Source organism: Marivivens niveibacter, from assembly GCF_002150005.2.
GTDB classification, from domain to species: domain Bacteria; phylum Pseudomonadota; class Alphaproteobacteria; order Rhodobacterales; family Rhodobacteraceae; genus Marivivens; species Marivivens niveibacter.
This window is the reverse complement of sequence record NZ_MSPP01000002.1, coordinates 205,072-230,610: the sequence shown is the minus strand read 5'-3', so window position 1 is coordinate 230,610 and position 25,539 is coordinate 205,072. Positions and strand designations below refer to the sequence as shown.

General features: G+C 55.4%; 24 protein-coding genes, 1 tRNA gene and 1 pseudogene. 10 read left to right on the top strand and 16 right to left on the bottom strand.

Translation table 11 applies throughout. The features are described from left to right. Nucleotides 1–7: 7 nt before the first annotated feature. The 5 genes from BVC71_RS07010 to BVC71_RS06990 all read right to left on the bottom strand — a co-directional run bounded on the left by BVC71_RS07010 (nucleotide 8) and on the right by BVC71_RS06990 (nucleotide 5,050). A complete protein-coding gene (locus BVC71_RS07010; protein WP_086450931.1) occupies nucleotides 8–739 on the bottom strand; it encodes a proteasome-type protease in 732 nt (243 codons plus the stop codon). A gap of 11 nt (nucleotides 740–750) precedes the next feature. Then, nucleotides 751–1,557 (bottom strand): transglutaminase family protein, encoded by an 807-nt coding sequence (locus BVC71_RS07005; RefSeq protein WP_086450930.1) that lies wholly within the window; start codon nucleotides 1,555–1,557, stop codon nucleotides 751–753. Beyond that, a complete protein-coding gene (locus BVC71_RS07000) occupies nucleotides 1,554–2,498 on the bottom strand; it encodes an alpha-E domain-containing protein (RefSeq protein WP_086450929.1) in 945 nt (314 codons plus the stop codon). The genes BVC71_RS07005 and BVC71_RS07000 overlap by 4 nt, the downstream gene beginning before the upstream one ends. Before the next feature lie 3 nt (nucleotides 2,499–2,501). Next, the gene (locus BVC71_RS06995) at nucleotides 2,502–3,929 is read right to left on the bottom strand and encodes a circularly permuted type 2 ATP-grasp protein (protein ID WP_086450928.1); all 1,428 of its coding nucleotides are present in this window, start codon (nucleotides 3,927–3,929) and stop codon (nucleotides 2,502–2,504) included. 89 nt (nucleotides 3,930–4,018) lie between these two features. Beyond that, the gene (locus BVC71_RS06990; RefSeq protein WP_086450927.1) at nucleotides 4,019–5,050 is read right to left on the bottom strand and encodes a LacI family DNA-binding transcriptional regulator; all 1,032 of its coding nucleotides are present in this window, start codon (nucleotides 5,048–5,050) and stop codon (nucleotides 4,019–4,021) included. A gap of 104 nt (nucleotides 5,051–5,154) precedes the next feature. Here BVC71_RS06990 and BVC71_RS06985 point away from each other — a divergent pair. Then, nucleotides 5,155–5,231, top strand: a tRNA-Arg gene (locus BVC71_RS06985). A gap of 197 nt (nucleotides 5,232–5,428) precedes the next feature. Here the strand turns inward: BVC71_RS06985 and BVC71_RS06980 are convergent. From BVC71_RS06980 to BVC71_RS06970, 3 genes are read right to left on the bottom strand one after another with little or no spacing between them, the layout of a single operon-like run. Next, entirely contained in the window at nucleotides 5,429–5,890 is a 462-nt protein-coding gene (locus BVC71_RS06980; RefSeq protein ID WP_086451264.1) for an RpiB/LacA/LacB family sugar-phosphate isomerase, read from the bottom strand. Between the two features lie 21 nt (nucleotides 5,891–5,911). Further along, nucleotides 5,912–6,673: a triose-phosphate isomerase gene (locus BVC71_RS06975; protein ID WP_086450926.1), complete on the bottom strand. Its 762-nt coding sequence runs from the start codon at nucleotides 6,671–6,673 to the stop codon at nucleotides 5,912–5,914. Nucleotides 6,674–6,676: 3 nt separating this feature from the next. After that, the gene (locus BVC71_RS06970) at nucleotides 6,677–7,432 is read right to left on the bottom strand and encodes a DeoR/GlpR family DNA-binding transcription regulator (RefSeq protein ID WP_086450925.1); all 756 of its coding nucleotides are present in this window, start codon (nucleotides 7,430–7,432) and stop codon (nucleotides 6,677–6,679) included. Nucleotides 7,433–7,598: 166 nt separating this feature from the next. Between BVC71_RS06970 and tkt the strand changes: the two genes are divergently transcribed. After that, nucleotides 7,599–9,620, top strand: coding sequence for a transketolase (tkt, locus tag BVC71_RS06965; RefSeq protein ID WP_086450924.1), 2,022 nt, complete (start codon nucleotides 7,599–7,601; stop codon nucleotides 9,618–9,620). A 12-nt stretch (nucleotides 9,621–9,632) separates the two neighbouring features. Beyond that, complete coding sequence (fsa, locus tag BVC71_RS06960) at nucleotides 9,633–10,286, top strand: fructose-6-phosphate aldolase (protein ID WP_086450923.1); 654 nt, start codon at nucleotides 9,633–9,635, stop codon at nucleotides 10,284–10,286. A gap of 31 nt (nucleotides 10,287–10,317) precedes the next feature. On the opposite strand, the gene BVC71_RS06955 is transcribed toward fsa, so the two are convergent. The 4 genes from BVC71_RS06955 to BVC71_RS06940 form a co-directional block, all read right to left on the bottom strand. Continuing rightward, a complete protein-coding gene (locus BVC71_RS06955) occupies nucleotides 10,318–11,268 on the bottom strand; it encodes a sugar-binding transcriptional regulator (RefSeq protein ID WP_205905961.1) in 951 nt (316 codons plus the stop codon). A gap of 94 nt (nucleotides 11,269–11,362) precedes the next feature. Beyond that, nucleotides 11,363–12,295 (bottom strand): sugar phosphate isomerase/epimerase family protein, encoded by a 933-nt coding sequence (locus BVC71_RS06950; protein ID WP_086450922.1) that lies wholly within the window; start codon nucleotides 12,293–12,295, stop codon nucleotides 11,363–11,365. Further along, complete coding sequence (locus BVC71_RS06945) at nucleotides 12,295–13,803, bottom strand: glycerol-3-phosphate dehydrogenase (RefSeq protein WP_086451262.1); 1,509 nt, start codon at nucleotides 13,801–13,803, stop codon at nucleotides 12,295–12,297. Before BVC71_RS06945 ends, BVC71_RS06950 begins: the two co-directional genes overlap by 1 nt. 10 nt (nucleotides 13,804–13,813) lie before the next feature. Continuing rightward, nucleotides 13,814–15,373: an FGGY-family carbohydrate kinase gene (locus BVC71_RS06940; RefSeq protein ID WP_086450921.1), complete on the bottom strand. Its 1,560-nt coding sequence runs from the start codon at nucleotides 15,371–15,373 to the stop codon at nucleotides 13,814–13,816. A 421-nt stretch (nucleotides 15,374–15,794) separates the two neighbouring features. Here BVC71_RS06940 and BVC71_RS06935 point away from each other — a divergent pair, with 421 nt between their 5' ends. The 4 genes from BVC71_RS06935 (at nucleotide 15,795) to BVC71_RS06920 (ending at nucleotide 20,079) form a co-directional block, all read left to right on the top strand. After that, nucleotides 15,795–16,448, top strand: a complete 654-nt coding sequence (locus BVC71_RS06935; protein WP_240516802.1) for a DUF2291 family protein — start codon at nucleotides 15,795–15,797, stop codon at nucleotides 16,446–16,448. Further along, nucleotides 16,445–17,983 carry a sugar ABC transporter ATP-binding protein gene (locus BVC71_RS06930; RefSeq protein ID WP_240516801.1) on the top strand — a complete coding sequence of 513 codons (1,539 nt, stop codon included), beginning with the start codon at nucleotides 16,445–16,447 and terminating at the stop codon, nucleotides 17,981–17,983. The genes BVC71_RS06935 and BVC71_RS06930 overlap by 4 nt, the downstream gene beginning before the upstream one ends. A gap of 19 nt (nucleotides 17,984–18,002) precedes the next feature. Further along, nucleotides 18,003–19,043 carry an ABC transporter permease gene (locus tag BVC71_RS06925; RefSeq protein ID WP_086450920.1) on the top strand — a complete coding sequence of 347 codons (1,041 nt, stop codon included), beginning with the start codon at nucleotides 18,003–18,005 and terminating at the stop codon, nucleotides 19,041–19,043. 88 nt (nucleotides 19,044–19,131) lie between these two features. Beyond that, nucleotides 19,132–20,079 carry a D-ribose ABC transporter substrate-binding protein gene (locus BVC71_RS06920; RefSeq protein WP_086450919.1) on the top strand — a complete coding sequence of 316 codons (948 nt, stop codon included), beginning with the start codon at nucleotides 19,132–19,134 and terminating at the stop codon, nucleotides 20,077–20,079. A 147-nt stretch (nucleotides 20,080–20,226) separates the two neighbouring features. Here BVC71_RS06920 and BVC71_RS15645 read toward each other — a convergent pair. The 3 genes and pseudogenes from BVC71_RS15645 to BVC71_RS06905 form a co-directional block, all read right to left on the bottom strand. After that, nucleotides 20,227–20,808: pseudogene (locus tag BVC71_RS15645) on the bottom strand (IS6 family transposase); the annotation flags it as partial. A 5-nt stretch (nucleotides 20,809–20,813) separates the two neighbouring features. Next, nucleotides 20,814–21,518 carry a winged helix-turn-helix domain-containing protein gene (locus BVC71_RS06910; RefSeq protein WP_205905960.1) on the bottom strand — a complete coding sequence of 235 codons (705 nt, stop codon included), beginning with the start codon at nucleotides 21,516–21,518 and terminating at the stop codon, nucleotides 20,814–20,816. Further along, the gene (locus BVC71_RS06905; protein ID WP_086450918.1) at nucleotides 21,490–21,765 is read right to left on the bottom strand and encodes a hypothetical protein; all 276 of its coding nucleotides are present in this window, start codon (nucleotides 21,763–21,765) and stop codon (nucleotides 21,490–21,492) included. The genes BVC71_RS06910 and BVC71_RS06905 overlap by 29 nt, the downstream gene beginning before the upstream one ends. Before the next feature lie 118 nt (nucleotides 21,766–21,883). On the opposite strand from BVC71_RS06905, the gene BVC71_RS06900 reads away from it, so the two are divergent. The 3 genes from BVC71_RS06900 (at nucleotide 21,884) to BVC71_RS06890 (ending at nucleotide 24,279) form a co-directional block, all read left to right on the top strand. Next, nucleotides 21,884–22,384 carry a hypothetical protein gene (locus tag BVC71_RS06900; protein WP_086450917.1) on the top strand — a complete coding sequence of 167 codons (501 nt, stop codon included), beginning with the start codon at nucleotides 21,884–21,886 and terminating at the stop codon, nucleotides 22,382–22,384. A gap of 54 nt (nucleotides 22,385–22,438) precedes the next feature. Then, the gene (locus BVC71_RS06895) at nucleotides 22,439–23,062 is read left to right on the top strand and encodes a ribonuclease HII (RefSeq protein ID WP_086450916.1); all 624 of its coding nucleotides are present in this window, start codon (nucleotides 22,439–22,441) and stop codon (nucleotides 23,060–23,062) included. Nucleotides 23,063–23,172: 110 nt separating this feature from the next. After that, nucleotides 23,173–24,279 (top strand): site-specific DNA-methyltransferase, encoded by a 1,107-nt coding sequence (locus BVC71_RS06890; protein WP_205905959.1) that lies wholly within the window; start codon nucleotides 23,173–23,175, stop codon nucleotides 24,277–24,279. A 94-nt stretch (nucleotides 24,280–24,373) separates the two neighbouring features. On the opposite strand, the gene BVC71_RS06885 is transcribed toward BVC71_RS06890, so the two are convergent. Continuing rightward, nucleotides 24,374–25,507, bottom strand: coding sequence for an alkane 1-monooxygenase (locus BVC71_RS06885; protein WP_086450915.1), 1,134 nt, complete (start codon nucleotides 25,505–25,507; stop codon nucleotides 24,374–24,376). Nucleotides 25,508–25,539: the final 32 nt, after the last annotated feature.

The following is a 25,539-nucleotide window of genomic DNA, read 5'->3' as shown; positions in this document are numbered from 1 at the left end:
GTTTTCTTTACAATTTTATGTCGGGCAGCTGATCAAAAGCCGATTTCAGCGCATCGCCCCACCCGTCCGAGATCGCGCGATAGTGAACATTGTCCGCTTCGATCCGTTTTTTGTGGCCGATTTCCATCGAATCCGTTTCGTACGTCATCAGGTCCAGCGGCAGGCCGACCCCCAGATTCGCCTTGATCGTGGAATCAAAGCTGACCATCAGTAGTTTTACTGCCGCTTCCCAGCTCATGTCGGGATCGTAGGCGCGGACCAGAATCGGGCGGCCGTATTTCGTTTCACCAATTTGGAAAAACGGTGTGTCGTCGCTGGCTTCGATAAAGTTGCCTTCGGGATAGATCAGGAAAAGGCGCGGTTCGCTGCCTTTGATCTGTCCGCCGACGATGATGGTGGCGTTAAACGAACTGTCTGCGCGTTGGCCCGCATCCGCGTTCAGTGCGATCACACTGCGCAGAGTGTCGCCGACGATGCGGGCGACCTGAAACATTGATGGCGCCTCTAGGATCGATGGGTTGCGATCGTCAGGTGCCTTGCTGCGTTCTTGCAGCATCGAAATCACCGCCTGAGTCGTTGCCAGATTGCCCGCAGTCATCAGCGTGATCATGCGCTCACCTGGAATTTCGAAGGTGAACATTTTGTTGAACGTCGAAATATTATCGACGCCCGCGTTCGTCCGCGTATCGGACATGAAAATCAGACCGCGGTTTAGCCGCATTCCCACACAATAGGTCATAGGATCGCCCGTTATTGTTGTACTTGCAATTGCACCGACAGTTCTTCGGACGCGGTGCCAAATCGTGTGCCTGATACAGGAGCAGCATCTGCATAGTCCATGCCAGTCGCAACGCGCACGTACCGCATATCGGGCGATATCCCGTTCGAGATGTCAAAGCCGACCCAGCCCAAACCTTCGATGTGGGCCTCGGCCCATGCGTGGGTGGCGTCCTGATGCGTCCGGTCGTCCATCATTAGATACCCAGACACGTAGCGCGCGGGTACGCCTGCATGGCGGCAACAGGCGATAAAGACATGTGCATGATCCTGACAAACACCGTGACCCGCCGATGCGGCGTCTTCGGCGGACCAGCCGACTTCGGATTTTCCGATTTCATAGGTGATCGCGCTGCGGACAGCTTGGGACAAGCTATGCGCCCAGTCGATTGTGCCGACTTCCCCAGTTGCGGCCTTTGCTATTGCGCGGCATTTGGCGCCTGCGGTGGTCAGCGGCGTAACCTGATCGAACAACCACATCGCCGCGAAACCCGCATGTGGGCCCACAACGCCGTGCGTTTCGCTAAGTGCAACTTCGCCTTCGCAGGTGATGGTTAGTTCGGTGACATCCGCGTCAAAGCTGATTAACGCGACGTGGTTGTTGTGGTGGTCTGTGTATTCCACCTCGGTCTTGCCGCCATCAATCGTCACGTCCCAACGCAGAACCCGTTGGCCCAAATTATCTTTGGGCCGTAGGCGCAGTTGCATCAGTCCATAAGGGACAGGCGCATCATAGGTGTAAGTCGTTTGGTGATGGATATAGAGCTGCGTGGTGTTCATTGGTTAAACCGATAATCCGTTTGCACCTGCATGCTCAGGTTTGCGTTGTCCTGAATGAAATCCTGAATGAATTCATGCAGGCCGCTATCTAAAACGCTATCAATATCGCGCTGCATAGACCGCAGAGCCATTGCGTCAGCGATATCGTGGCACGGTAGGCGGGTGCCGTAGTCCGACATCAGATACCCCAGATTTGACCTGATCTTTTCGGTGCAAAACGCCAAACTACGCGGCATGCGCCGATCCAAAATCAAGAATTGAGCAATCTCGCGTGGGCGGGGGTCCTGACCATAAGCCATCTGAAACCCACCTTCGGCTGATACGGATTGCAGGATCGTTTGCCATTGGACGTTATCCAAATTTGTGCCGACCGACATCGCAGACGGCAAAAGGACATAGTATTTCACATCCAGAATGCGGGCTGTGTTGTCAGCACGTTCACAGAACGTCCCGATGCGGGCAAAATTATAGATGTCGTTACGCAGCATAGTGCCGTGCAACGCACCACGCACATAGGCACTGCGTTGGCGGATCAGCTGCAGGATGAATGGCAGATCCTGATCCGCGACTTTGCGCGTGAGCGCCTGTTTCAATGACATCCAGCATTCGTTCACAGCCTCCCATACCTCTCGGGTTAGGGCGGTGCGCACGGTTTTGGCGTTGTTACGGGCCGCTTCGATTACAGTCATCACGCTGGATGGGTTTTGCGGATCGCGTAGCATCCAGTCGATCGCCTGATCGCGTGTGATATCGGTGCCGTATTTGGCAATAAACCCGTCATAGACCGCGACGGTTTGCAGGACGCTGGCCCATTCTTCTTCGGTCGAACCCGAACGGGTCAGGGCGATCCGTAGGCCTGCTTCGATCAGGCGGGCGGTGTTTTCGGATCGTTCAAGATAGCGGAACATCCAAAAGAGTCCGCCGGCAGTTTTTCCCAGCATGGCTTACTCCTCTAGAACCCAAGTATCTTTGGTGCCGCCGCCCTGTGATGAATTCACGACGAGGCTGCCTTTTTTCAGCGCCACGCGTGTCAGGCCACCGGGGGTGATGTCGATTTTATTGGGGCTCACCAGAACAAAGGGACGCAAATCCACGTGCCGTGGCGCGAGACCTGATTTCGTAAAGATAGGTACGGTCGAAAGCGAAAGCGTTGGTTGAGCGATGTAATTGCCCGGTTTAGCCATCAGTTTTTTGCGGAATGCGGCGATATCTTTTTTCGTCGCGGTTGGCCCGATTAACATGCCGTAACCGCCCGAACCGTGGACCTCTTTGACGACCAGATCGTGCAGGTTGTCCAACACGTATTTCAGGCTTTCGGGATCGCTACAGCGCCACGTCGGCACGTTTTTCAGGATTGCCTTTTCGCCTGTATAGAATTCAACGATATCCGGCATATAGCTGTAGATGGCTTTGTCATCCGCGATCCCTGTGCCGGGGGCGTTGGCGATGGTAATACCGCCCGCTTTGTAGACATCCATAATGCCTGGAACGCCCAGCTGGCTTTCTGGGTTAAAGTTCAGCGGATCAAGGAAATCATCGTCCACACGGCGATACAGCACATCGATGGGTTTATACCCTTGGGTTGTGCGCATTGCGACGCGGCCATCAACCACGCGCAGGTCGTGACCTTCGACCAATTCGACGCCCATTTTGTCTGCTAGGAAACTGTGTTCGTAGTATGCCGAATTATATATCCCAGGGGTTAAAACTGCGACCGTCGGTTTGTCGCCTGCCATATTGGGGGCGCAAGCGGCTAAAGATCGGCGCAACATTTTGGGGTAGTTTGACACCGACTGAACGCGGTTTTGGGTGAACAGCTCAGGGAACATCCGCAACATAGTTTCGCGGTTTTCCAACATGTAACTGACACCCGACGGTGTGCGCGCGTTATCCTCTAGAACGTAGAACTCATCTGGCCCTGTGCGCACCAGATCGATGCCAACGATATGCGTGTAAACGCCGCCAGGGGGCGATACGCCGACCATCTGGGGCAGGAAGGCTTCGTTCTTGGCGATCATTTCGGCGGGTAGGCGGCCTGCCTTAACAATCTCTTGCCGGTGATAGATGTCATACAGGAACGCGTTAATCGCGCGGACCCGCTGTTCGATCCCTTTGGCCAGTCGCGACCATTCGCGGCCCGAAATAATCCGCGGAACGATATCAAAAGGTATAAGCCGTTCGGCCGCTTCAGCGCGGCCGTACACGTTGAATGTAATGCCTGTCAAACGGAACAGCTCTTCGGCTTCGCGTTGTTTTTTCCGTAAGCGGGCAGGGTTTTCAGATTGAAACCACTGGTCGAAATTCTGGTAGGGCTCGCGTAGCGTATCGCCCTGATGTCCAGTCATTTCGTCAAAATAAAATGCGTCTTTCATGGGCTGACTGTAGCAACGTCGTGCGAAGCTACAATCACAACCGAAACTTGAGCGCGTAAAAAATGCACCGATGCCTAAAATGTAGGCGTTTAGGTCCGGTTCAGTGTTTCACCCGGTTGTAGTTTTGGCGTGAGTTCGACAACCAAACCTTCGTCCGTATCTGGATTCGCGACGCGGTCTGCCAAAATCTGAGCAGCGCGTTGCCCGATTTCGCGGCGGCATGCGTCCATCGATGCTAGCTTGCGGGGCAGTCCGTCCAGCAGTTCGACGCCGTTGAAACCAGCGATGCCGATTTGACCTGGCACGTCGTAGCCTTTTTCCAGCAGGTATAGCAGGCCGCCCGCGCCGATCATGTCATTCGAATAGTACAAGAAATCCAGATCAGGGGTGCGCTCTAGCATTTTTTGGGTCAATTCGCGCCCTTTGGCTAAGGCCGAACCACCAGAGTAAAATTCCTGATCCGTAATCTCGATGCCTGATTTCGCCAGCGTTTGGGTAAAGCCTTCGAAACGTTTGCGGGCGCGGTGGTCTAGTGGCATTTTTGTACCCAAGAAACCGATGCGGCGGTATCCGTTTTGCAGGATTGATTCTGCCATTTTGCGGCCAGCACGGCGGTGGGAAATGCCCACGCAGGCATCCACAGGTTCGCCGTCTACGTCCATGATTTCAACGACAGGGCACCCCGCCTGACGCAGCATCGCGCGCGAAGCGTCTGAATGTTCCAGACCTGCGATAATGACGCCAGACGGACGCCAAGACAGCATTTCAAACAGAACTTTTTCTTCTTTTTCAGGTAGGTAATCGGTTACACCTACAACAGGTTGTAGATCGGTGTTCGCCAAAACCTCGGATACACCAGATAGGACTTCGGGAAAGACCATGTTGCCCAAGCTGGGGATGATGACGGCCACGAGATTGACCCGCTGCGATGCCAAAGCGCCTGCGATTTTGTTCGGAACATAGCCCAGTTGCTTCGCCGCATCCTGAACGCGTTTGCGCGTGGCTTCGCTGACGTCGCCTTTGTTACGCAGAACGCGGCTAACGGTCATTTCGCTGACGCCGGACGCTTCGGATACATCACGCAAAGTCAGGGGGCGTTTGTTCGGCGTTCTCACGGGCATCGTCCTATCACTATCTCAATAGTGTCATTTATCCACATATCGACCCCGTGTCCAATCCGTTACAATTGACCACTCATAAAATCAAAGGCATGAACATGCGCAAAGGCCCCGTGGCTCAACTGGATAGAGCAGCCCCCTCCTAAGGGGCGGGTTGCAGGTTCGAATCCTGCCGGGGTCGCCAAAGAAATTCCATACAGGTGATCATGATCAGCACGAAAACCCATGAGGGATTTAGATTTTCAAAAATCAAAAACATGGATGCGAATATGGCCGACTTTGAACCCGTTGTCCTGGTCTCAGTTCCGTAATCCTATTAGGGGAGATACGCAAAGCAGCTAAGGGGGCGAGTGGTCAGGGCATTCCCTGACCAAAAAGGTTTTACCGCGCGTCGTTGTGGTATTTCGCGTCAACGTCGTTGATGGCGGCCACGTTTGATGCGGATCGGCCGTTTGGATCGAATGCGGCGTTCAGATAGGCCAGTGCGATATCCTTGGCCAGTTCTGCCCCGATTACGCGGGCGCCGATCGTGATAATTTGCGCGTTGTTCGATGTCGCTGCCTTGGCCGCCGAATAGGTGTCGTGGGTTTGCGCGGCGCGGATGCCGGGCACTTTGTTCGCGGCAAGGCATACGCCGATACCCGTGCCGCAGACCAAAATCGCGCGATCAAATGTACCATCGACAACTGCGGTGCCTACGTAGTCGGATAGATTTGCATAAAATACGTCCTCTCCGACGTCGGCCATCTCGATCAAAGTGACATCGAATTCGGACTTTAGCGCCTCTGCCAAAGTTGCAGCCAGACCTGCGCCAGCGCTATCGCCTGCGATTGCTAATTTCATGTTTTCCTCCACTTTTACTGGTTAGATGACGCCGGCGCATTTCGTCAGAATGTCGAGGTACCCCGCGACATTCCACGCTGAACGGCCGATGAAGAGCCCATCGATCGACGGGCATTGAATGAGTTCTTCGCAGTTGTGTGGATTGACCGATCCGCCATAGAGGCACGGCACCTTTGCGCCCAACACATCGGCGGCGACGTCGATGATTTCGGCTTGGCGGGCGTCTGCGTATTCAGACGTTGCCGGAATGCCGTTTTCACCAATCGCCCATACCGGTTCATAGGCAAATAGAATGGGTGCGGATTTCTGGTCGTTAGATAATTTGGACAATGCGCCGCGGACTTGGGTCGCGAGCACATCTTTGGCGCGGCCGCTTTCGCGTTCTGTCAGTGTTTCGCCGATGCAGATCAAAGGCGTTAGGCCGTGACGGACCGCGGCTTCGGTTTTTAGACCAACGGTTTCGTCGGTTTCACGGAAATGTTCACGGCGTTCGGAATGGCCTAGTTCGACAATGTCCAGATTGCAGTCAGTCAGCATGACGGGGGACACTTCGCCCGTCCAGGCGCCGTTATCAGCCCAATGCATGTTTTGCGCGCCCACCTTGACCGACGTATCGGCCAAAATCTGTTTTGTTTCACGGACGTTGGTAAATGAAGGAATGACAAAACGTTGAATGCGGTCATCGCGGGTTGCATCCGCTGCGGCCAGAGCGTTGGCGAATTCAGTCGCCTCGGCCAAAGTTTTGTTCATTTTCCAGCTGGTTCCGATCCACAAAGGGCGCATTATTTAACTTTCCATGATTGAGACCCCTGCATCGCGCAGCGGCGCGGCAATTTCAGGGTCGAGTGTGTCTGTGATGACTGTTTGAAACGTCGACACATCCGCCAATTCATGCAGCGCGGTGCGCCCGAATTTGCGTTTGTCCGCCAACAGAACGCGGTGCGCGCTGGCGTTGATCATCGCGCGTTTACAGCGCGTGACATTTTCATCCATGTGATAGGCGGTTGTGCCCGAAATCGCGGGGGCAGATAGGAACCCAATGTCAACGCGCAGGCGCGATAGGCTGTCTTCGGTCATCATGCCGAAGAACGCGTTGAATTTCTGGCTAAAGTTGCCGCCCAAAGCGATCAGATTGATGCCAGGCTGGTCCGACAGAGTTTTAATCGCCGCCAGATTATTGGTGATCACGGTCAGCGGACGAATGGACGCCAGATGGTCGGCCATTAGGCCAGCAGTGGTGCCGTCATTGATCAAAATGGTCATGCCGGGTTCAACCATTGACGCTGCTTTGGCCGCGATGGCCTGTTTGGCATCGGTGTTTTGCAGCGCGCGGTAACGATAGTCGGCCTCGAACTGGGTGCCGGATTCAATCGTCGCGCCGCCGCGGATTTTTCGCAGCAAACCGGATTCTTCTAAATCATCCAGATCGCGGTGAATGGTCATTTTCGAAACGTCAAAGCGTTGGGCCAGATCATCCAGATCAACGGCGCCAGCCTGAACCAACAGGTCCATAATCGCTTGTCTGCGGTCATCGCGTTTCATGTGGTCTCCTCTTGTCTGATACGCGGCGTTGATAACGCACCCGCATCGGACGGCACAGTTCTAACATCGAAAAAGCCTCTGGCAACATATATTTTGTGATTTTGTGATTTAGCTTGTGATTTTTGGATCAGATCACTAACAAATCCCCGAACAGGAGGGACCATAGATGCCAAAAAATTCGAATCATGTTGATTTTGTCGCTGCCAAATCGGCGCTGAACGGCGATGATTTCGCCCTAGCCAACTGCATTCGCGCGTTGTCCATCGATGCGGTTAATGCTGCCAATTCGGGTCACCCGGGTGCACCTATGGGCATGGCGGACGCCGCGACGGTTTTGTTCAAAAACCACTTGAAATTTGATGCTTTTGCCCCCGATTGGGCGGACCGAGACCGCTTTGTCCTGTCCAACGGCCATGCGTCTATGTTGTTGTATTCTTTGCTACATCTGACCGGTTACAAAGATATGACAATCGACCAGGTCCGCAATTTCCGTCAGGCAGGCGCGTTGACGGCTGGTCACCCTGAATTCGGTCATGCGGGTGGTATTGAAACAACGACGGGTCCGCTAGGGCAGGGTATCGCCGCTGCTGTTGGGATGGCCTTGGCAGAGAAAGCTTTGGCCGCAGAATTTGGTTCTGATGTCGTAAATCACAAAACTTATGTGATGTTAGGCGACGGATGCCTGCAAGAGGGCATCGGCCAAGAGGCAATCAGCTTTGCTGGCCATTTGGGGCTGGGCAAATTGATCGTCCTGTATGACGACAATGAAATCACCATCGACGGCGCGACCTCTGTGTCTTTCTCCGAAGATATCCCCGCGCGTTTCACCGCCTGCGGCTGGCATGTGCAATCATGCGATGGTCACGATCACGCCGCGCTGGATGCGGCGATCACGGCTGCGAAAAATGAAACCGATAAACCGTCCCTGATTGCGATGAAAACCGTGATTGGGTTCGGATCCCCGAACAAGGCTGGGTCTGCTTCCTCTCATGGCAGCCCACTTGGAGAGGCCGAGGGCCAACTTGCCAAGGAAACGTTGGGTTGGACCTCGGCCCCGTTTGAAATTCCTGCGGATTTGGCGCAGCAGTGGCGCGATATCGGTGCGCGCGGCGCGGCCGATCGTTCCGCATGGGAGGAGCGTCTGAACGCGCATCCTCAGGCCGCGGAATTCAAACGCCGCATGTCGGGTGTTTTGCCAACAGGTTTTGATCAGGCGGTAGCCGATGCCCGTGCCGCGCTATTTGCGAACCCGCAAAAGGTGGCAACTCGCAAAGCCAGCCAGATTGCATTGGAAACCCTGACCGAAGCCGTGCCCGAAATGATCGGTGGTTCGGCCGACCTAACGGGGTCGAACCTGACCCGCGTCCCAGCCGTAGACAGCCAATTCACCCGCGATACAGCGGGCCGTTACATCGGTTACGGCGTGCGCGAATTTGCGATGGGCGCGGCGATGAACGGCATGAATAACCACGGCGGTTTGATCCCTTATGGCGGTACGTTCATGGTGTTTTCGGACTATGTTCGCAATGCGATCCGTCTGTCCGCGCTGATGGAGGTCGGCACGATCTACGTCATGACCCACGATTCAATTGGCCTGGGCGAAGACGGTCCAACCCACCAGCCGGTTGAACATCTTGCGTCTTTGCGGGCGATGCCGAACCTGAATGTGTTCCGCCCCGCGGACGCTGTTGAAGCGCTGGAATGCTGGGATATCGCGGTTCGTTCGCGCAAAACGCCGTCGCTATTGGCGTTGTCGCGTCAGGGCGTGCCGCAACTGCGGACGCAGGACACGGGCGAAAACCTGTCGGCCAAAGGCGCCTATGTGATCCGCCAATTCGGCGACACGCGCGACCTGACCATTCTTGCAACCGGAACCGAGGTGGAAATCGCTGTCAAAGCCGCCGAAGCCCTGCATGCAAACGGGCACGGCGTGGCTGTCGTATCGATGCCGTCTTGGGAACTGTTTGACGCGCAGCCCGCTGAATACCGCGCCGAAGTCTTGGGCTCTGCCCCGCGTATCGCGGTCGAAGCGGCGGCAAAATTCGGCTGGACCCGCTATGTCGCGACCGAAGACGACGTGATCGGAATGACAACATTCGGCGCGTCCGCCCCAATCGACGCCCTATACCAACAATTCGGCATCACCGCAGATGCCATCATCGCCCGCGCAAATGCTCTGCTGGGCTAATCGGAGGAAACCATGAAATTTTTCGTAGATACCGCTGTCGTCGAAGACATCAAAGAACTGAACGACTATGGCTTGTTGGATGGGGTTACCACCAACCCATCGCTGATCGCAAAATCGGGCCGTGATTTCAAAGAAGTCATCGCCGAAATCTGTTCGTTCGTGGATGGCCCAGTTTCGGCCGAGGTTGCCGCGATGGATTATGACGGCATGGTTGCCGAAGGCGATCATCTGGCCGAAATCGCGAACAACGTCGTGATCAAACTGCCGTTGACTTTGGACGGGTTGAAAGCCTGCCGTTATTTCACCAACAAGGGCATCAAAACTAACGTCACATTGTGTTTCACCGCGAACCAAGCGTTGCTAGCTGCCAAAGCGGGCGCAACCTATATTTCGCCGTTCGTGGGCCGACTGGACGATATCAACATCGACGGTATGGACCTGATCCGCGATATCCGCGCGATCTATGACAACTATGGATTTGAAACCGAAATTCTGGCGGCGTCGATCCGTTCTGCTAACCACGTGAAAGAGGCCGCAATCGCAGGCGCTGACGTGTCCACAATCCCGCCGTCCGTCATCAAAGGTTTGGCCAAACATGTTCTGACCGACAAAGGTTTGGAACAATTTGCCAAAGACTGGGCCGCGACAGGTCAGACTATTTTGTGATGTAGATCGGGCGGCCCTGGGGTCGCCCGTTTTACAACAGCGCGCGTGCGGTGCGTTCGTCTGTGATCAGGCCGGACAGGTGCCCCGAATTCAGAACGGCGCGGATCGATTCAACTTTGTCCGGGCCGCCCGCCAGCGCGACGATGCGGTTGGTATCGCTTTTGTCCAACTCAACCGCCAAAGTGCGCGATGTCAGCGGCGTTTCCAGCCATTCGCCATCTGCGGCAAAGAAATGGCCCAGTAATTCGCCTTTGGCGCCGCGTTTTGCGATCTCGGTAATTTCAGACTGTTCGATCATACCGGATTCCACCAGCTGAGTACCCAATCCCGCGGTGCCGATGCCAACAATTTTCAAGGTGGAATTTTGTGCCAATTCGAACACGTCTTTGACCCCGTTTTGGGACAATAAAACAGCGCGGTCTTCTTCGGTGTTGGCGAAAAATGGGATCGGCATCACATAGGCCTGCGCCCCAGTTTTTTCCGCCAGCAGGTGCATCACGTCATGCGGGTTGGCCGAAAAATTACGAGTCAACCCGCCCAGCAGCGACACAAACCGCAGTCCTTTGGTTTCGAAATGGGGCATAGCGCGCACGGCAGCGGCCAACGTTCGGCCGTGGCCGATGCCGATGGTCGTATGTTTACCCGTTTCCAACCATCGCCGCATCCGCGCTGCCCCCGCGCGGGCCAGAGTGTTAAATGGCACGCCTTCTTCGCCCAGATCGGGGGCGATTTCGCAGCTTTGCAGCCCGTATTTATCGATGAGCTTTTCTTCTAGCTCTATGCATTCGATGATGTCGCCGTCGATTTGCACTTTGACGGCTCCTTCGGCGACAGCTTTGGCAATCAGGCGGTGCGCCTTGACCGACGGCACGCCCAGTTTTTTGGCAACCGCAGCTTGGGTCAGACCGCCAACGTAATGCAGCCATGCCGCCCGAATAGAGAGACTGTGATCCGGATCAATCGATTTGCTGTCTTTGCTCACGCGGTCCCCCTAGAAAGTCATGGCATCATATATCGACACGCTTTATGTCGTTTATCCAGTTCATTCTGATCACGGGTCACACATCTGTTTTGCATCAGAGTTTCAGCTCCGCCGCGCCTGTATCGATATAAGGCGCCCAAAACGCAATGCTTTCTGCGATCTGATCAATAACTTGACGGTCGTTCGGTTCGCGTTCTTTGAACGATAATTCTAGGCAAATTTCGTTATCAACTGCGCCGCCTTCGGCGAATGCCTGCAATAAAGGATCAGGTTGGATTGCGCCTTTGGCGTTGAATTCAGCGGTAAAGGGCCGGTGGCCCGATTTATCCATCATCGACTGTTTGATGTGGATGATCGGGCTGACTTTTGGCACGGCGCGGGCCCAGGCGTATGGATCTGTATCGTCGGGGTTTGATGATGTCACATCGCCGTGGTCGATATCGGCCATCATCCACATAGGCACTGCCATGTCTGCGGCCGTTAGGCGATTTTGCAGCTTTAGCGCTTCGTCAATTGTTTCGCCAAATTCCCGACCGACCGACATTGGTTCCCAATAGACGTAGTCTAGACCTGCGGATTTTGCGTGATCGGCGACCTCGGCCCAGCAATCGATGGCGACCTGGATCAGGTTTTCGCGGCGGGTGGGATCGTCATAGTCTTTGTAGGTAAAGATCGCGAATTGAGTTCCAACAGATTTCCCGCCCAGATCGGCGATGATGTCTGCAAAGGTTTTGAACCAATCCACGTAATACCGCCGCACGTCCGCATCAGGGTGACCAAAGTGGCTCAGCCGCCCATAGGGACCAGTCATTCCAGACGTACAACGGACGCCCGTTCGCTGACAGGCGCGATCCATATCGCGGGTCAGTCGGCGGATGACCGGAGCAGGCCAGCTGGGATTAATAAATTCATGGGTTAGCTGCAGATCACGAATGCGCAAATCGCGCGCGGTTGTTTCGATCAAATCCGTAGGTTCTGCAAAACGGTTCACCAGCGGGTTGGTGTTCAGTGACAGTGTTAGGGGCATTATGCTGCGGCCTCGGATGCTTCGAACCACCGGGCAAAGGCGGCCTCTTGGTCTTTGGTCAGGGTCAGGCGGTGTTTGGTGCGTCGCCAAACGATGTCTTCGGCGGTTTGTGCCCATTCATGGGCAATTAGGTAACGGGCCTCTGCCTCGTACAGGTGGGCACCAAAATGTTGCCCCAGATCTGTTAGGCTGGTTGCATCTCCAACGATCATCGCAGTGCGGGTGCCATAGCGCCGACCGTAATATTCGCGCAATTCGCGCGGCATCCATGGGTAATCCGCCTTTAGTTTTTGACGAAACAGATCGTAGTCCGCGTTTTCCATATCTCCGCCCGGCAAAGGCGCTGACGCAGTCCAGTCGCCAGACATGTCGGGGAAATATTTCACGATACGGTGGATGCCCCGTTCGGCCAATTCGCGGAAGGTCGTGATTTTGCCGCCAAAGATGTTCAGCAACGGTGCCCCAGCGGTTTCATCAAGATCAAAGACGTAATCGCGGGTCACTGCGGATGGGTTGCCTTGGCCGTCGTCGAACAGCGGACGCACACCCGAAAAAGTTTCCAGCACGTCATCAGATGTCAGTTTCTCTTTGAAATATTTGTTCACTGCGTTCAGTAGGTATTCGATTTCCGAAGGGTCGCAGGTCACGTCTTCGGCGCGGCCATCATAGGCAATATCAGTCGTGCCGATCAGCGCCTTGTCGCCTTCGTAGGCATTGATGAAAATCACGCGTTTGTCGTGGTTCTGGACCAAATAGCTATGCGGGCCATCCCAGAATTTTTTGGTGATGATGTGCGATCCTTTGACCAGACGGACGTTGCGCGACGAATTGCTGCCTGCAACGCGTGACAATACATCGGTCACCCATGGCCCTGCTGCGTTCACCAGCATTTTGGCCATAAATTCGCGTTTTTCACCCGTGATCGTGTTTTGCGTGGTCACGCGCCATTTGCCATCTTCGCGGCGGGCAGAAATGGCTGGGGATCGCGTTAGAACAGTCGCACCGCGTTCGGCGGCATCGACGGCGTTCAGCACGACCAGACGCGCGTCATCGACCCAGCAGTCCGAATATTCAAAGCCTCGTTTGTATTCATCCAGAATTGGCGCGCCTTCGGGATCGCGGCGTAGGTTCAGAGTGCGCGTCCCAGGCAGTTTTTTCCGTCCGCCCAAATGATCGTATAGAAACAGCCCCAAACGCACGAGCCACGCGGGGCGATCTTGGGGGCTGTGCGGCAGAACGAACCGAAGCGGCCAGATGATATGCGGTGCGGCGTTCATGAGGACTTCGCGTTCGATCAACGCTTCGCGGACCAAACGGAATTCGTAATATTCCAGATAACGCAGGCCGCCATGAACCAATTTACCAGACCGCGAGGACGTGCCTTCGGCCAGATCGTCTTTTTCGCACAAAACCACGTTTAGCCCGCGGCCAGCCGCATCGCGCGCAATGCCTGCACCGTTGATACCGCCACCAATTACGAAAAGGTCTACATCTTTTGCTTCAGTCATTATTTTGCCTTTACGTGTCAGATTTCGGCGTTTCGCCATGCCAGATCGGGCGCAGCGCACGTCGAGAATTTTGATAGGTTTGGAATAGGCCGTCATAGGTTGTGGCCAGATCGGGATCGGGCTGTTCTGCCTCGCCCAGCAAAGGGGTCGTCCATTCCGCGATGCAGGCATCCATGTCCGGATAGATGCCGTTTGCGACGGCTGCCATCATTGCGCAGCCTGCGGCGCCTGCTTCTTCGCGGTAGCTGATCCGCACGGGGATATTTAGCGCAGCAGCCAAAACCGCGCGTAGGGCAGGGGATCGGGCCGCGCCGCCGGTTAGGCGCAATTCGGTCGGCATCTGTCCCATCGCTGCGTAACAATCACGTGCCGCCATTCCCAATCCTTCGATAACGGCGCGCACGAGGTCTGGGAACCTGTGGGTGCTATTCAGGCCGATCAGGCTGGCCCGCGCCGCAGCATCGACAAAGGGACCGCGTTCGCCTGCCTCGGATATGTAGGGGTGATAGACCAACGCGCCGGGTTTGGATTGCGTCATCCAAACATCGATGCGTGCGACCAGATCTGCATGGGATGGGCGTTCACCCAAATCCGCAATCAGATCTTCGGCAAGGGCAAGTAGCCAATCCAAATTCAGCGTCGCCGCCATATTGGTTTGCACCTGTGTGACGCGATTTTCGCAGGGCAGGCAGATGACATACCCTGTCCCTTCGTCGTTCAGATGCACATCGCTTGCCTCAACGGAACGCATATGAACGCCCGTTGATCCGACCGTAGAACACGCAGCCCCTTCATGGCCTGTATGAACACCCGCGCCCAATGCCGTCATGACCATATCGACAAAGCCCAATGAAACAGGCGTTCCCGCAGGTAGGCCGGTCATTTCGGCGGCGTCTTGGGTCAATGGAAAAGTCTGTTGAGACCCATCAATAATTCGCGGCAACAGCGATTTGCGGTGCGTCAGCCCCAAAGCGTCGATGACCGTGTCGTCGTATCCGCGGGTGCGGAAATCGCCAAAGGTAAAGCAGGCCTCGGACGGGTCCGTGGCGCGCACGTCGGTCAGTTTGAAAAACAACCAGTCTTTGCAGTGAAACGCCGTTGTCGCGCGATCCAATTGTTCGGGTGAATGACGGTCCATATGCGCGATTTGCGCGCCTTGCTGGCATGTGTTCAGGCCCGTACCGGTCATTTCGAAACGCGCCCGATTCTGCGGCGACTGCGCAAGGTCTGTCACTGTCGGCGCCGCGCGCGCATCCAGCCATAGCCATGCGTCACCTACAGGGGCGCCATCGTGGTCAATCAACCATGTTCCGTCCCCTTGCGCTGTGACGGCCAGGGCGGCGACCCGCGCGGCGTAGTCATCTATCTTGCCCGCCAACCCGCGCAAGGCTGTGGCGCAATCGTCCCAAGTTTGCATCAGGCATTGCGTGGCTGCGCCGTTTTCACCCATCTGATATGTGTTGCGCACGGATGACGCGGCAATCTGGTGACCTGACAGATCGAATGCGACTGCCTTGATCACGGATGTACCCGCATCGATGCCGACGATAATATCGCGCTCTACGCTCACTTTTGTCCTCCTCAGGCGGGCCTGATTCTGGCGCCGCCCCCTAGTGCTGTCTTTGTCGCGTTTGCCCTACAGGGGTGGCCTCCTCTGCCGCCCTTGGGCTGTGCGATCTTGCGCGAACATGTCGCGACTGTCGAAAACATAGATAGCAGAAAAATTTTACATGTCGTGTATTTTTTTGCAGACAGCGAAAAAAATTACAACTATGGTCAATTCAACAAACGGCGGCTTTGGTCGTCTAAGGCTATAGAAATAAAAGGCGAATCTACATGAATCGCCAGATTCGACAGCCAAACGGAGGAGATGGCCCACAGGGAGAGTGGGCCTTCTGTAAGCGAAAATATGCAGGCCCATGTGGTCTGATGAAGCGACAAAAACGGCGTTTTGCGCCGCGAAATGTTGCAACCAAAGGGGAGGGGAATTCGTGACCGACGCAACGCTCATGGCGCCAGCACCGAAGAAATCCAAAGTTAAAGGATGGATCCTGCCTGCATGTATTGCAGCAGTGGTCGCAGGTATCGCGCTAGATACCAAAGTCGTCACAGTCGGATCCGACGAAGACGTACGCGAACAAGTGTTCGATCCTGATGGCTTTGGTCGCGCAACCTTTCCTCGTATCCAGTCGCGGGTGTTGGAAATTGCGCCGGACGCGGTTCAGTTAGCCCAAGAGCTGGCCGATGACAAAGCCGCCGCGATCGAAGCCTATGGCACCAAAACCGCCATTGGTGGCGTGCTAGCCGTTAGTGTTATCGGCGTCGCTGGCGAAGGTCGTTCGGGGATTTTCCCTTTGACCGTTGCTGGCCTGCCCGAAGGCACCAATGTGCGCATGCAAACGGGTCCGGCAATCAATGGCACCGATTTGCGTGATTTTCCCGGCGATATCACCTTTGGTCAATTCAAAAACCAGATTGAATTTCAGGATGCTGGATCTGGCCTGAACCGCGCAATGGCGGCTGATGTTCTGGCCGATTTGGATCGTGACGGTTTGTCTGGGCAAACGGTCTCGGTCACTGGCGTCTTTACGTTGATCAACCCGAAAAACTGGCTGATCACCCCCGTCGCGATCGAGGTCGAATGATGAACGACATCCCGCAAACCAACCCTGATGCGTCCGAAGTCGTTCTGGCCGCGCGTCACGTTGCCAAATCCTTTGGGGCTGTTCACGCGCTAAAGGGTGTGAATTTCGATGTGCATCGCGGGCAGGTGACAACGCTGTTCGGTGAAAACGGGGCAGGCAAATCGACATTGATGAAAATCCTGTCGGGCGTTCAAAAACCGACCAAGGGTGAAATCATTCTGGATGGTCAGCCTGTAGAATTGCATTCCACCATGGACGCGCAACACAAAGGTATTTGCATCATCCATCAGGAATTGTCTTTAGCCCCAAACATGACCGTGCGCGACAACATCTTTATGGGGCGCGAAATTATGGGTCCGTTCGGCGTTGATTACGCCGAAGAGGAACGCCAGACCCGCGCATTGATGGAAGAACTGGAAGAGGACATCGACCCACTGTCCAAGGTCGAAGACCTGCGGTTGGGTCAGCAGCAGATTGTCGAAATCGCGCGCGCCTTGTCAGTCGATGCTCGTATCCTGATCATGGACGAACCGACTTCGGCCCTATCCGCATCCGAGGTCGAGGTTCTGTTCAAGGTCATCCACGATCTGAAAGCCCGCGGCGTGTCGATCGTCTATATCTCGCACCACCTAGAGGAAGCCCTGACCATCACCGACCACGCCGTGGTTCTGCGTGATGGCAATATGACTGCCTATGCACCCCGTTCGGAAATCGATCTGGAATGGATCGTTGTGAACATGGTCGGCGAAAATTTCGACCTAGGATCACCGCCCGAGGTTACGTTTGGCGCGCCAGCGCTGTCGATTGAAAACCTGTCGGTGCCGTCACACACGGGCGTTGGTTTGGCCGTTGATGGGTTAGATCTGGATATCACAGCTGGCGAAATCGTCTGTATCTACGGACTAATGGGCGCAGGCCGGACCGAGCTGCTGGAATGTGCAGCAGGTCGTCTGAAAAACACTGGCGGTTCGATCAAACTACACGGTGAAAACGTCGCTGGCTTAACCATCGCCGAACGCATCAACGCCGGTCTGGTTCTGGTGCCCGAGGATCGTCAACGCGACGGTCTGGTCCAAACGATGACCGTGGGCAAAAACCTGTCGCTTGCCTCTATCGGGAATTTCACGCGCGGTTTGTTCACCAATCATGCGGACGAAGACAAAATTATCGCCGACAGCATCCGCGACGTGACCGTAAAAACCGATGGTCCAGGCGCGCCGATTGGGTCGCTGTCGGGCGGCAACCAGCAAAAGGTCGTGATCGGCAAAATGTTGGTCACCGATCCGTCGGTCATCATGCTGGACGAACCCAGCCGCGGGATTGATATCGGCGCCAAAGCCGAAGTTTTCAAACTGCTGGCCGAACGCGCCAAACAGGGTTTGGCCGTTCTTTACACCACATCCGAAGTCACCGAATGCCTATCAATTGCGCACCGCATCATCGTCATGCGCCGCGGCAAAATTTCGGCGACTTTCACCTCTGACACAACCAAAGAAGCAATCATGGCCGCCTCTGGCGAGTCGATGGTCGCCTGATACCCGCAGGGAGCTATTCATGTCAGCATCGACTGCATCACACACACCAAAACCCGCCGCCAAAGGCATAAATATCGGTCACATCCTGTTAGAAGGACGCGCCTTTTTCGCGCTGATCGCTATCATCATCACCTTTTCGTTCCTGTCGCCGAACTATGCGTCGGTGGGTAACTTTCTGATTATGTCCAACCACGTCGCGATCTTTGGCCTATTGGCGATCGGTATGATGTTGGTCATCCTGAACGGCGGCATTGACCTGTCGGTCGGTTCTGTTCTGGGCCTATCGGGCGTCTTTGCCGGCTATCTGATGCAAGGGGTCGAGGTCCCGTCGCTGGGCATCATCCTGTACCCACCTGTCTGGGCGGTCGTCGTTTTGACCATGACGCTGGGCGCGTTTGTCGGGTTCGTGAACGGCATTCTAATCGCACGGTTCAAGGTGCCTGCGTTCGTCGCAACGCTGGGGTCGCTATATGTGGCACGCGGTGCGGCGCTGTTGATGACCAATGGCCTGACCTACAACAACCTGTCTGGCAAAACGGAATTCGGCAACACAGGGTTCGATTGGCTGGGCTTTAACCGCATTGCGAATGTCCCCGTCGGCGTCATCGTTCTGGTCGTCGTTTCGGTCGCTGCGTTCTTGCTGTTGTCGCGCACTGCATTTGGTCGCTGGCTCTATGCCTCGGGCGGGAATGAACGCGCGGCTGAATTGGCGGGCGTACCGGTCAAACGCGTGCAGATCACCGTTTACATGCTGTCGGGCGTTTGCGCGGCGATTGCGGGGCTGGTGCTTAGCTCTCAGTTGACATCGGCTGGGCCGACGGCAGGGGAAACATACGAATTGACAGCAATCGCAGCGGTTGTTGTCGGTGGCGCGGCGCTTACGGGTGGTCGCGGCGGGGTCGGGGGCACGCTGTTGGGTGCCTTTGTGATCGGGTTCCTTGCGGATGGCCTCGTTATCATCGGTGTGTCGTCTTACTGGCAGACCGTTTTCACAGGCGCAGTCATCGTTCTGGCGGTTCTTTTGAACTCGATCCAGTACGGCGGACTGAAACGCGTCTAATTCACTGAAATTCTTGCGAAAGGCGGAGAGGAGCCGCCTGCGCAGAACCGCCGCTTGCCGGCAATAACAACCTTAGGGAGAGTATCTAATGACAAAAATCACCAAACGCGCACTATTGGCCGCCGTTGCAACATTGCCTTTGATGGCAGGTAGCGCATGGGCAGAGGGCCTGATTTCGATCATCGTCAATGACCCAGCAAACCCATACTGGTTCACCGAAGGCGAAGTCGCCAAGGCAACCGCCGAAGAAATGGGTTACACCGCCACCGTTTCCGCGCACAAAGGTGACACCAACACCGAAAGCACGCTGGTGGATACCGCAATCACCAACGGCGCTGTCGCGCTGATCCTTGACCCTGCGAACGCTGACGGATCGATCGGTGCTGTGCGCAAGGCCGTTGACGCGGGCATCCCTGTGTTCTTGGTCAACGCTGAAATCAACGAAAGCGGTCTGGCACAGGCGCAGCTGGTTTCCAACAACGCACAAGGCGCGGCGCTGGGTGCGATGCAGTGGCTGGAACTGACGGGCGGCGCAGGCAACTACGTCGAATTCTTTGGCCACCCAGCCGACAACAACGCAGCGACCCGTTCGAACGGCTATGAAACTGTGATCTCGCAATATCCAGACATGGTGAAACTGGCCGAAGAGGTCGCCAACTGGGACCGCACCATGGGTTACACCAAAATGCAGTCCCTGATCCAAGCCAATGACGAAATCAACGCGGTTATCGCGGGCAATGACGAAATGGCTTTGGGTGCGATTGCCGCATTGAAAGAAGCTGGCCGCATGGACGGTGTGGTCGTTGGCGGCTTTGACGGATCGCCAGACGCTGTTGACGCGATCCGTTCGGGCGAACTGGCCTATTCGGTGCTACAGCCCGTCGCGGTATTCTCGGCCGAGGCAATCCGTCAGGCAGACCACTTCATCAAAACAGGCGAACGTTTGGTCGACGAAGAAAAGCAGCTGTTCGACTGCCTGATGATCACCCCTGACAACGTGGACAACTACACCGCGCCGTTCACCCTGTCGCAATAATCGGTTCCTTCCCAGAACTGGCCCCGGGCAGAAATGTCCGGGGCTTTTTGGGGGGCGCTACGATGGTGCGTCGTCTTGGATTAACATATTGATATGTTTACATTTATTAACTCCGTGTGACGGCAAGCAACCTGATACTCCACTGTTTCACGCTGCCAGCCCGAACACTTTATGGACCAACGCAATTTCACCTTGGATGCCTAGTTCGTGGCAGTTCTTGTTTGTTCGGATGGCCTCAATGCCGCGAAGCATCGCCTTTGCTGCACAGAGAGAGCGGACGCTTTACCAATATCCAAGAAACCGCTTGAGCGCGGCATGGCCGCTTTCGATGCGATTGTTTCTCCACTTTTTGTCGATGTGAGCGATGCTGTCAAAGTGGGGGTCTCACTTGTGGTTTATCTCGCGGATCACGCGCCGATAGGTAGGCGCTTTATCGGTGCAGTTTGTAACTGGTCGATGCAGCTGCGCCATGCTCAATGGCCTTGCGCAGAAAGGCTCTTGCCGGCTTTGCGTCGCGCTTTGCGGTGAGCCGGAAATCAATCTGGTGACCGTGCCGATCGATGGCCCCTACAGGTAACGCCATTTCCCACCGACGCGGATATAGGTTTCGTCGACGTGCCTGTTCGGTCCAACCCAATGGCGGCGCCTTTCGATCCCATTAGCGATCTGGGGACCGAAATTGCGGACGCAGCGATAAACAGTGGATCGATCAACCAATACACCGCGCTCGCCTCTCACACCATCCTGATCACATCCTTATCGATCGCCAACATATACCCGCGGCGGGCGATGTTTTTGACCAAGAGTTCGCTGACCATTTGGTTGCCCAGCGTATCGCGCAGGCGTTTGATGCGGGTGGCGCCGGCGGCTTCGTCGCAGTCCGATGCATCGCGGCCCGAAATCATGCCTTCGATTTCAGCGCCTGATAGAACCTCGTCGTCCATGCGGGCTTCGGCTAGGATGGACAGGGTTTCGGTCGCGGCGGCGGTCAGTTTGAATTCAAAGTTATTCAGGTAAACCGTGTTCTGGTCGCGCGAAATCAGCAGGCTGTTCACCTCGATCCCTTTGCGTTCGATCTGGCCCATGCGGCGGTTCAGCTGGACCAGCATGACCAAAAACGCCACTGCGGCGATCAACATGGCGGTCGCAAAAATCAGCAGGACGTAGATCACGAACCGATAGCTTTCAAAGGTATCGGAAAACGCGGTGCCTGATTGGGCCAGAATTTCCAACAGCTTGATTTCGGCCTGATTGGTCAGGTCATCGTTTTCGACAAAGATCTGTTCGACGCGGGCGTTAAACGCGTTCGCATCGGGCAGGTTGGCAAACAGAACCACTGCGGCAACTGCCAAAATCAGAACGATTGCGGCGATGCCTGCGACGACCACTTTGTTGCCGGTCGCGCGCGTTTCAGAAGCGGAGATAGAATTCGCCTGCACTGTCCCGTTTATCCTCTAATCCGTTTTCGTCGAAAACGCTCATGACTGTCAGCAACACCCATCCGCCATTTTCAAGGCGGGAGGCAAGTTCGTTTTCGGCGTTATCGGCGGTGCAGGCACCGTTGATTTCGGCCACGCCATAATGAAGGCGCAAGGGGTCATCCTGTTTCGCCTTGTAATCGGCGTAGCAGGCGGCGTTTGCGGCCGATGCCCCTAGGGTAAAAAGTGCAAGTGCGATGTGTTTCATGGTGCTGTCAGATCATCACGAGGCGCGGCGTTATTCAATAACCGATGTCATGATATCGCGTGACGCAGCGGTTTTGAGGAACGGTTGGGACAGTTTCATCAACGATAGGACCTGATCCATGTTCAAACATCTCACTCACCTTATTGGCGCGGCAGCGATTGCTTTGGCCGCGACCTCTGCACCCGCTGTGGCCCAAGACCGCAACAACGATGCGGTCGGAAACGCGATCATCGGTCTGACGTTTTTGGCGCTTGTAGGGGCTGCCTTTTCCAATAGCGATGATGATCGGCCTTCGGTCCAGTCAAATGTCCAGCCAGATCAAAACACGCAAAATATATGGAGGCATGGGCGGGACGGCGTTCAGATGCGCAATAACGGTCGGCATGATCGCGGTTGGCACGCAGATCGTTTGGCCCCGCTGCCTGATCAATGTCTATCCGCGCGGCTCATCAATCGACAGGCGCGACTGGTTTACGGTCAAACCTGTCTGAACAGGAATTACAGCGATGTGGCACAACTGCGTAATCAATGCCGCGTGACGTTCGATACGCAGCGCGGGTTAAGACAGGGATTTGACGCGGATTGCTTGGCCACTGATCCGCGCATTCGCCGCAATTGATGCGGTGCGGGGCAAGGGTTGGACATGGCCTTTGTCCCGTTCTAATGCTGATATATGACCAAAACTGTTCCTGATTTTTCCTATGAACTGTCCGCGCAATCGCGCGGGTTTTCCCGTATCGCTGGCGTGGACGAGGTAGGCCGCGGTCCGCTGTGCGGCCCTGTGACCGCTGCCGCCGTGATTCTGGACCCCACTAAAATTCCCGAAGGCCTGAACGATTCAAAACAGCTGACGGCCCGCAAACGCGCCGCGCTGATGGAACAAATTTTGGACGCCGCCGAAATTTCCATCGCTCACGCCACAGTAGACGAGATTGATGACATCAATATCTACCACGCATCGCATCTGGCTATGGTGCGCGCGGTTGCAGGGCTAAAGGTGCCGCCAGACTATGTTTTGATCGATGGAAATCGCGTGCCCAAAGACCTGACCATAGAATCGGAACCGGTGGTCAAAGGCGACGCCAAATCGGTGTCCATCGCAGCCGCATCAATTGCTGCGAAACTGTGTCGTGATGAGATAATGGTGGACTTAGCGCAACAGTATCCCGGCTATGGCTGGGAAAAGAACGCGGGCTACGGAACGGCGCAACACCTTGAAGCGCTTAGGGTTTTAGGGGTTACCCCACATCATCGGCGCAGTTTTAAACCGATACACAACATATTGTATCAAGAGTGAAATATAACCTTCTGATTCAAAAAACATTTTGACACTGGGGGCCTGCTGACTCATTTTAGGCATCAACCAATAGAGCGGAAAAATCCGCCGGTTACATGAGGCAGTAAAAAATGATCCGAGAGCAGGAGCAGGGCGCAAACGCGCTCCCCCTGAACAATATTCTCGCGGGTGATTGCATTGAAATTATGAACTCGTTGCCTGCGGGCAGCGTGGACCTGATTTTTGCAGACCCGCCGTATAATCTTCAGCTTCGTGGCGATTTGCATCGCCCCGATAATTCCAAAGTTGATGCCGTTGATAACGACTGGGACCAGTTTTCGTCGTTTAAGGCATATGACGATTTTACCCGCGAATGGATGGCTGCGGCCCGCCGTTTGCTAAAGCCGAATGGCGCAATCTGGGTGATCGGCAGCTATCACAACGTGTTCCGCATGGGCGCTGAATTGCAAAACCAAGGGTTCTGGATTTTGAACGATGTTGTGTGGCGCAAATCGAACCCGATGCCGAATTTCCGCGGTAAACGTCTGACGAATGCGCATGAAACGCTGATCTGGGCGTCCAAACAGGAAGCCAGCAAATACACCTTTAACTACGAGGCGCTAAAGGCGCTGAACGAAGGTGTACAGATGCGTTCCGATTGGGTTCTGCCGATTTGTACCGGCCACGAACGTCTAAAAGACGAAGCTGGCGACAAAGCGCACCCAACGCAAAAACCTGAATCGCTGCTGCACCGTGTTTTGCTGGGCACCACCAACCCTGGTGATGTGATCCTTGATCCGTTCTTTGGCACAGGCACCACGGGCGCTGTTGCGAAAATGCTGGGCCGTGAATTCATCGGGATCGAACGCGAAGAGGCATACCGCAAGGTCGCCAAAAAACGCATCGACGCCGTGCGCAAATTCGACAAAGAGGCGCTGCAAGTGTCCCAGTCGAAACGCGCCGAGCCACGTGTCGCATTCGGTGTTCTGGTCGAACGCGGATTGCTGCGCCCGGGCGAAGAGCTGGTCAGCATCAACGGTCGTCACACGGCCAAGGTACGTGCCGATGGGTCCATCGTTGGTCGCGACATGAAGGGGTCGATCCATCAGGTCGGTGCCCACATGGAAGGCGCGCCAAGCTGTAATGGCTGGACCTATTGGCATTTCAAACGCGACGGTCAAACCGTTCCCATCGATCTGCTACGTCAGCAGATCCGTGCGGAAATGCGCGAACAATAAGCGGATATTTTCAGTTACCGCCAGAGCCTCCGACCTCTCTTCGGTCGAAGAAGGCTCATACCTCCCCGCCGTTCATTCGGCGGGGCTTTTTGATTCAGCGGGGTAGCGGATTGGTGCCAGCCTTATAGGCGGACCAGTCGGTAATATGTGGGTAATGCTGGCGGCGCCATGCGCGGACCTTTGGGTTCATCCAGCGGCGCCATAGGGGCGGCACCATCGCGCCCATCGCCATCATCGGGTAGCCAAACGGCAATTGCGGCGCTTGTGTTTCATCATAGGTTTGCAGCAATGGAAAACGGCGGTCGGGTTTGTAATGGTGATCCGAATGGCGCTGTAGGTTGATCAGCAGCCAATTGGTCGCCGTATGCGATGCGTTCCACGAATGATGCGGTTTGACGTGTTCGTATTTCCCGTCCCCCAGATGTTCGCGGGTCAGGCCATAGTGTTCCACGTAATCGGTCAGCTCCAGCGCCCAAACGGCAATCGCCGCCTGCACGATGAACAGCCCGATGCCCGCCCAACCGCCAATCACAGCGGCAATCGCAAACATGATGATCGTTAGCGCGGAATAGCGCCAGAACGGGTTGGTTTTGTGCCACCACGGCAATTTGCGGCGGGCCAATAGTTTTTGTTCGGCCTTGAACGCTGAAATGGGGCAGTCGATCAGGACGCGGGCAAAGAACCGATAGAACCCCTCGTTATAGCGGGCGGTTACCGCGTCTTTGGGCGTGCCGACATAGATATGATGCACCAGCAGATGTTCGGTGCGGAAATGGGAATAGATCACCATCGATAGCAGCAGATCACCCAGCCAACGTTCAAAACGATTTCTTTGGTGCAGCAGTTCGTGGGCATAAACGATGCCGATCGTTCCCGACAGAATGCCGACATCCGCCATTACACCGACCTTTTCCAAGCCTGATAGGTGGGTGGCGCGAGTGACGTAATACAGCAGGCCAAAGATCAGTACAAATTGCACGGGCACCCAGATTTGCGTGATCAGGCGATACCAAAACAACTGATCGGTCGGCGTTTCCGGATCGGGGTTTTCGGTGTTCAGCCCCGCAATGCCATCAATAAACGTAAACGCATGCCACGCTAGCAGCGGCGTCAGCGCAATTGTCCAGCCGCCGTAGATCGCGGCGATAATCGGCAGCGGAACCAAGGCCAAAGACAGCCAGAATGGCATTGCGTTGCGAAACAGTCCCATTGATGTCGTATCAGTCATGGCGCGGCCCTACGTGTTTGGCGACAGGCTAG

Bases quoted from the DNA above. Each gene is read 5' to 3' on its own strand.
- BVC71_RS06895 (WP_086450916.1), top strand. From the start codon at position 22,439: ATGACCAAAACTGTTCCTGATTTTTCCTATGAACTGTCCGCGCAATCG.
- BVC71_RS06995 (WP_086450928.1), bottom strand. From the start codon at position 3,929: ATGAAAGACGCATTTTATTTTGACGAAATGACTGGACATCAGGGCGAT.
- BVC71_RS06950 (WP_086450922.1), bottom strand. From the start codon at position 12,295: ATGCCCCTAACACTGTCACTGAACACCAACCCGCTGGTGAACCGTTTT.
- fsa (WP_086450923.1), top strand. From the start codon at position 9,633: ATGAAATTTTTCGTAGATACCGCTGTCGTCGAAGACATCAAAGAACTG.
- BVC71_RS06920 (WP_086450919.1), top strand. From the start codon at position 19,132: ATGACAAAAATCACCAAACGCGCACTATTGGCCGCCGTTGCAACATTG.
- BVC71_RS07010 (WP_086450931.1), bottom strand. From the start codon at position 739: ATGACCTATTGTGTGGGAATGCGGCTAAACCGCGGTCTGATTTTCATG.
- BVC71_RS06905 (WP_086450918.1), bottom strand. From the start codon at position 21,765: ATGAAACACATCGCACTTGCACTTTTTACCCTAGGGGCATCGGCCGCA.
- BVC71_RS06885 (WP_086450915.1), bottom strand. From the start codon at position 25,507: ATGACTGATACGACATCAATGGGACTGTTTCGCAACGCAATGCCATTC.
- BVC71_RS06980 (WP_086451264.1), bottom strand. From the start codon at position 5,890: ATGAAATTAGCAATCGCAGGCGATAGCGCTGGCGCAGGTCTGGCTGCA.
- BVC71_RS06990 (WP_086450927.1), bottom strand. From the start codon at position 5,050: ATGCCCGTGAGAACGCCGAACAAACGCCCCCTGACTTTGCGTGATGTA.
- tkt (WP_086450924.1), top strand. From the start codon at position 7,599: ATGCCAAAAAATTCGAATCATGTTGATTTTGTCGCTGCCAAATCGGCG.
- BVC71_RS06930 (WP_240516801.1), top strand. From the start codon at position 16,445: ATGATGAACGACATCCCGCAAACCAACCCTGATGCGTCCGAAGTCGTT.
- BVC71_RS06945 (WP_086451262.1), bottom strand. From the start codon at position 13,803: ATGACTGAAGCAAAAGATGTAGACCTTTTCGTAATTGGTGGCGGTATC.
- BVC71_RS06970 (WP_086450925.1), bottom strand. From the start codon at position 7,432: ATGAAACGCGATGACCGCAGACAAGCGATTATGGACCTGTTGGTTCAG.
- BVC71_RS06925 (WP_086450920.1), top strand. From the start codon at position 18,003: ATGTCAGCATCGACTGCATCACACACACCAAAACCCGCCGCCAAAGGC.
- BVC71_RS06975 (WP_086450926.1), bottom strand. From the start codon at position 6,673: ATGCGCCCTTTGTGGATCGGAACCAGCTGGAAAATGAACAAAACTTTG.
- BVC71_RS07000 (WP_086450929.1), bottom strand. From the start codon at position 2,498: ATGCTGGGAAAAACTGCCGGCGGACTCTTTTGGATGTTCCGCTATCTT.
- BVC71_RS06900 (WP_086450917.1), top strand. From the start codon at position 21,884: ATGTTCAAACATCTCACTCACCTTATTGGCGCGGCAGCGATTGCTTTG.
- BVC71_RS07005 (WP_086450930.1), bottom strand. From the start codon at position 1,557: ATGAACACCACGCAGCTCTATATCCATCACCAAACGACTTACACCTAT.
- BVC71_RS06890 (WP_205905959.1), top strand. From the start codon at position 23,173: ATGATCCGAGAGCAGGAGCAGGGCGCAAACGCGCTCCCCCTGAACAAT.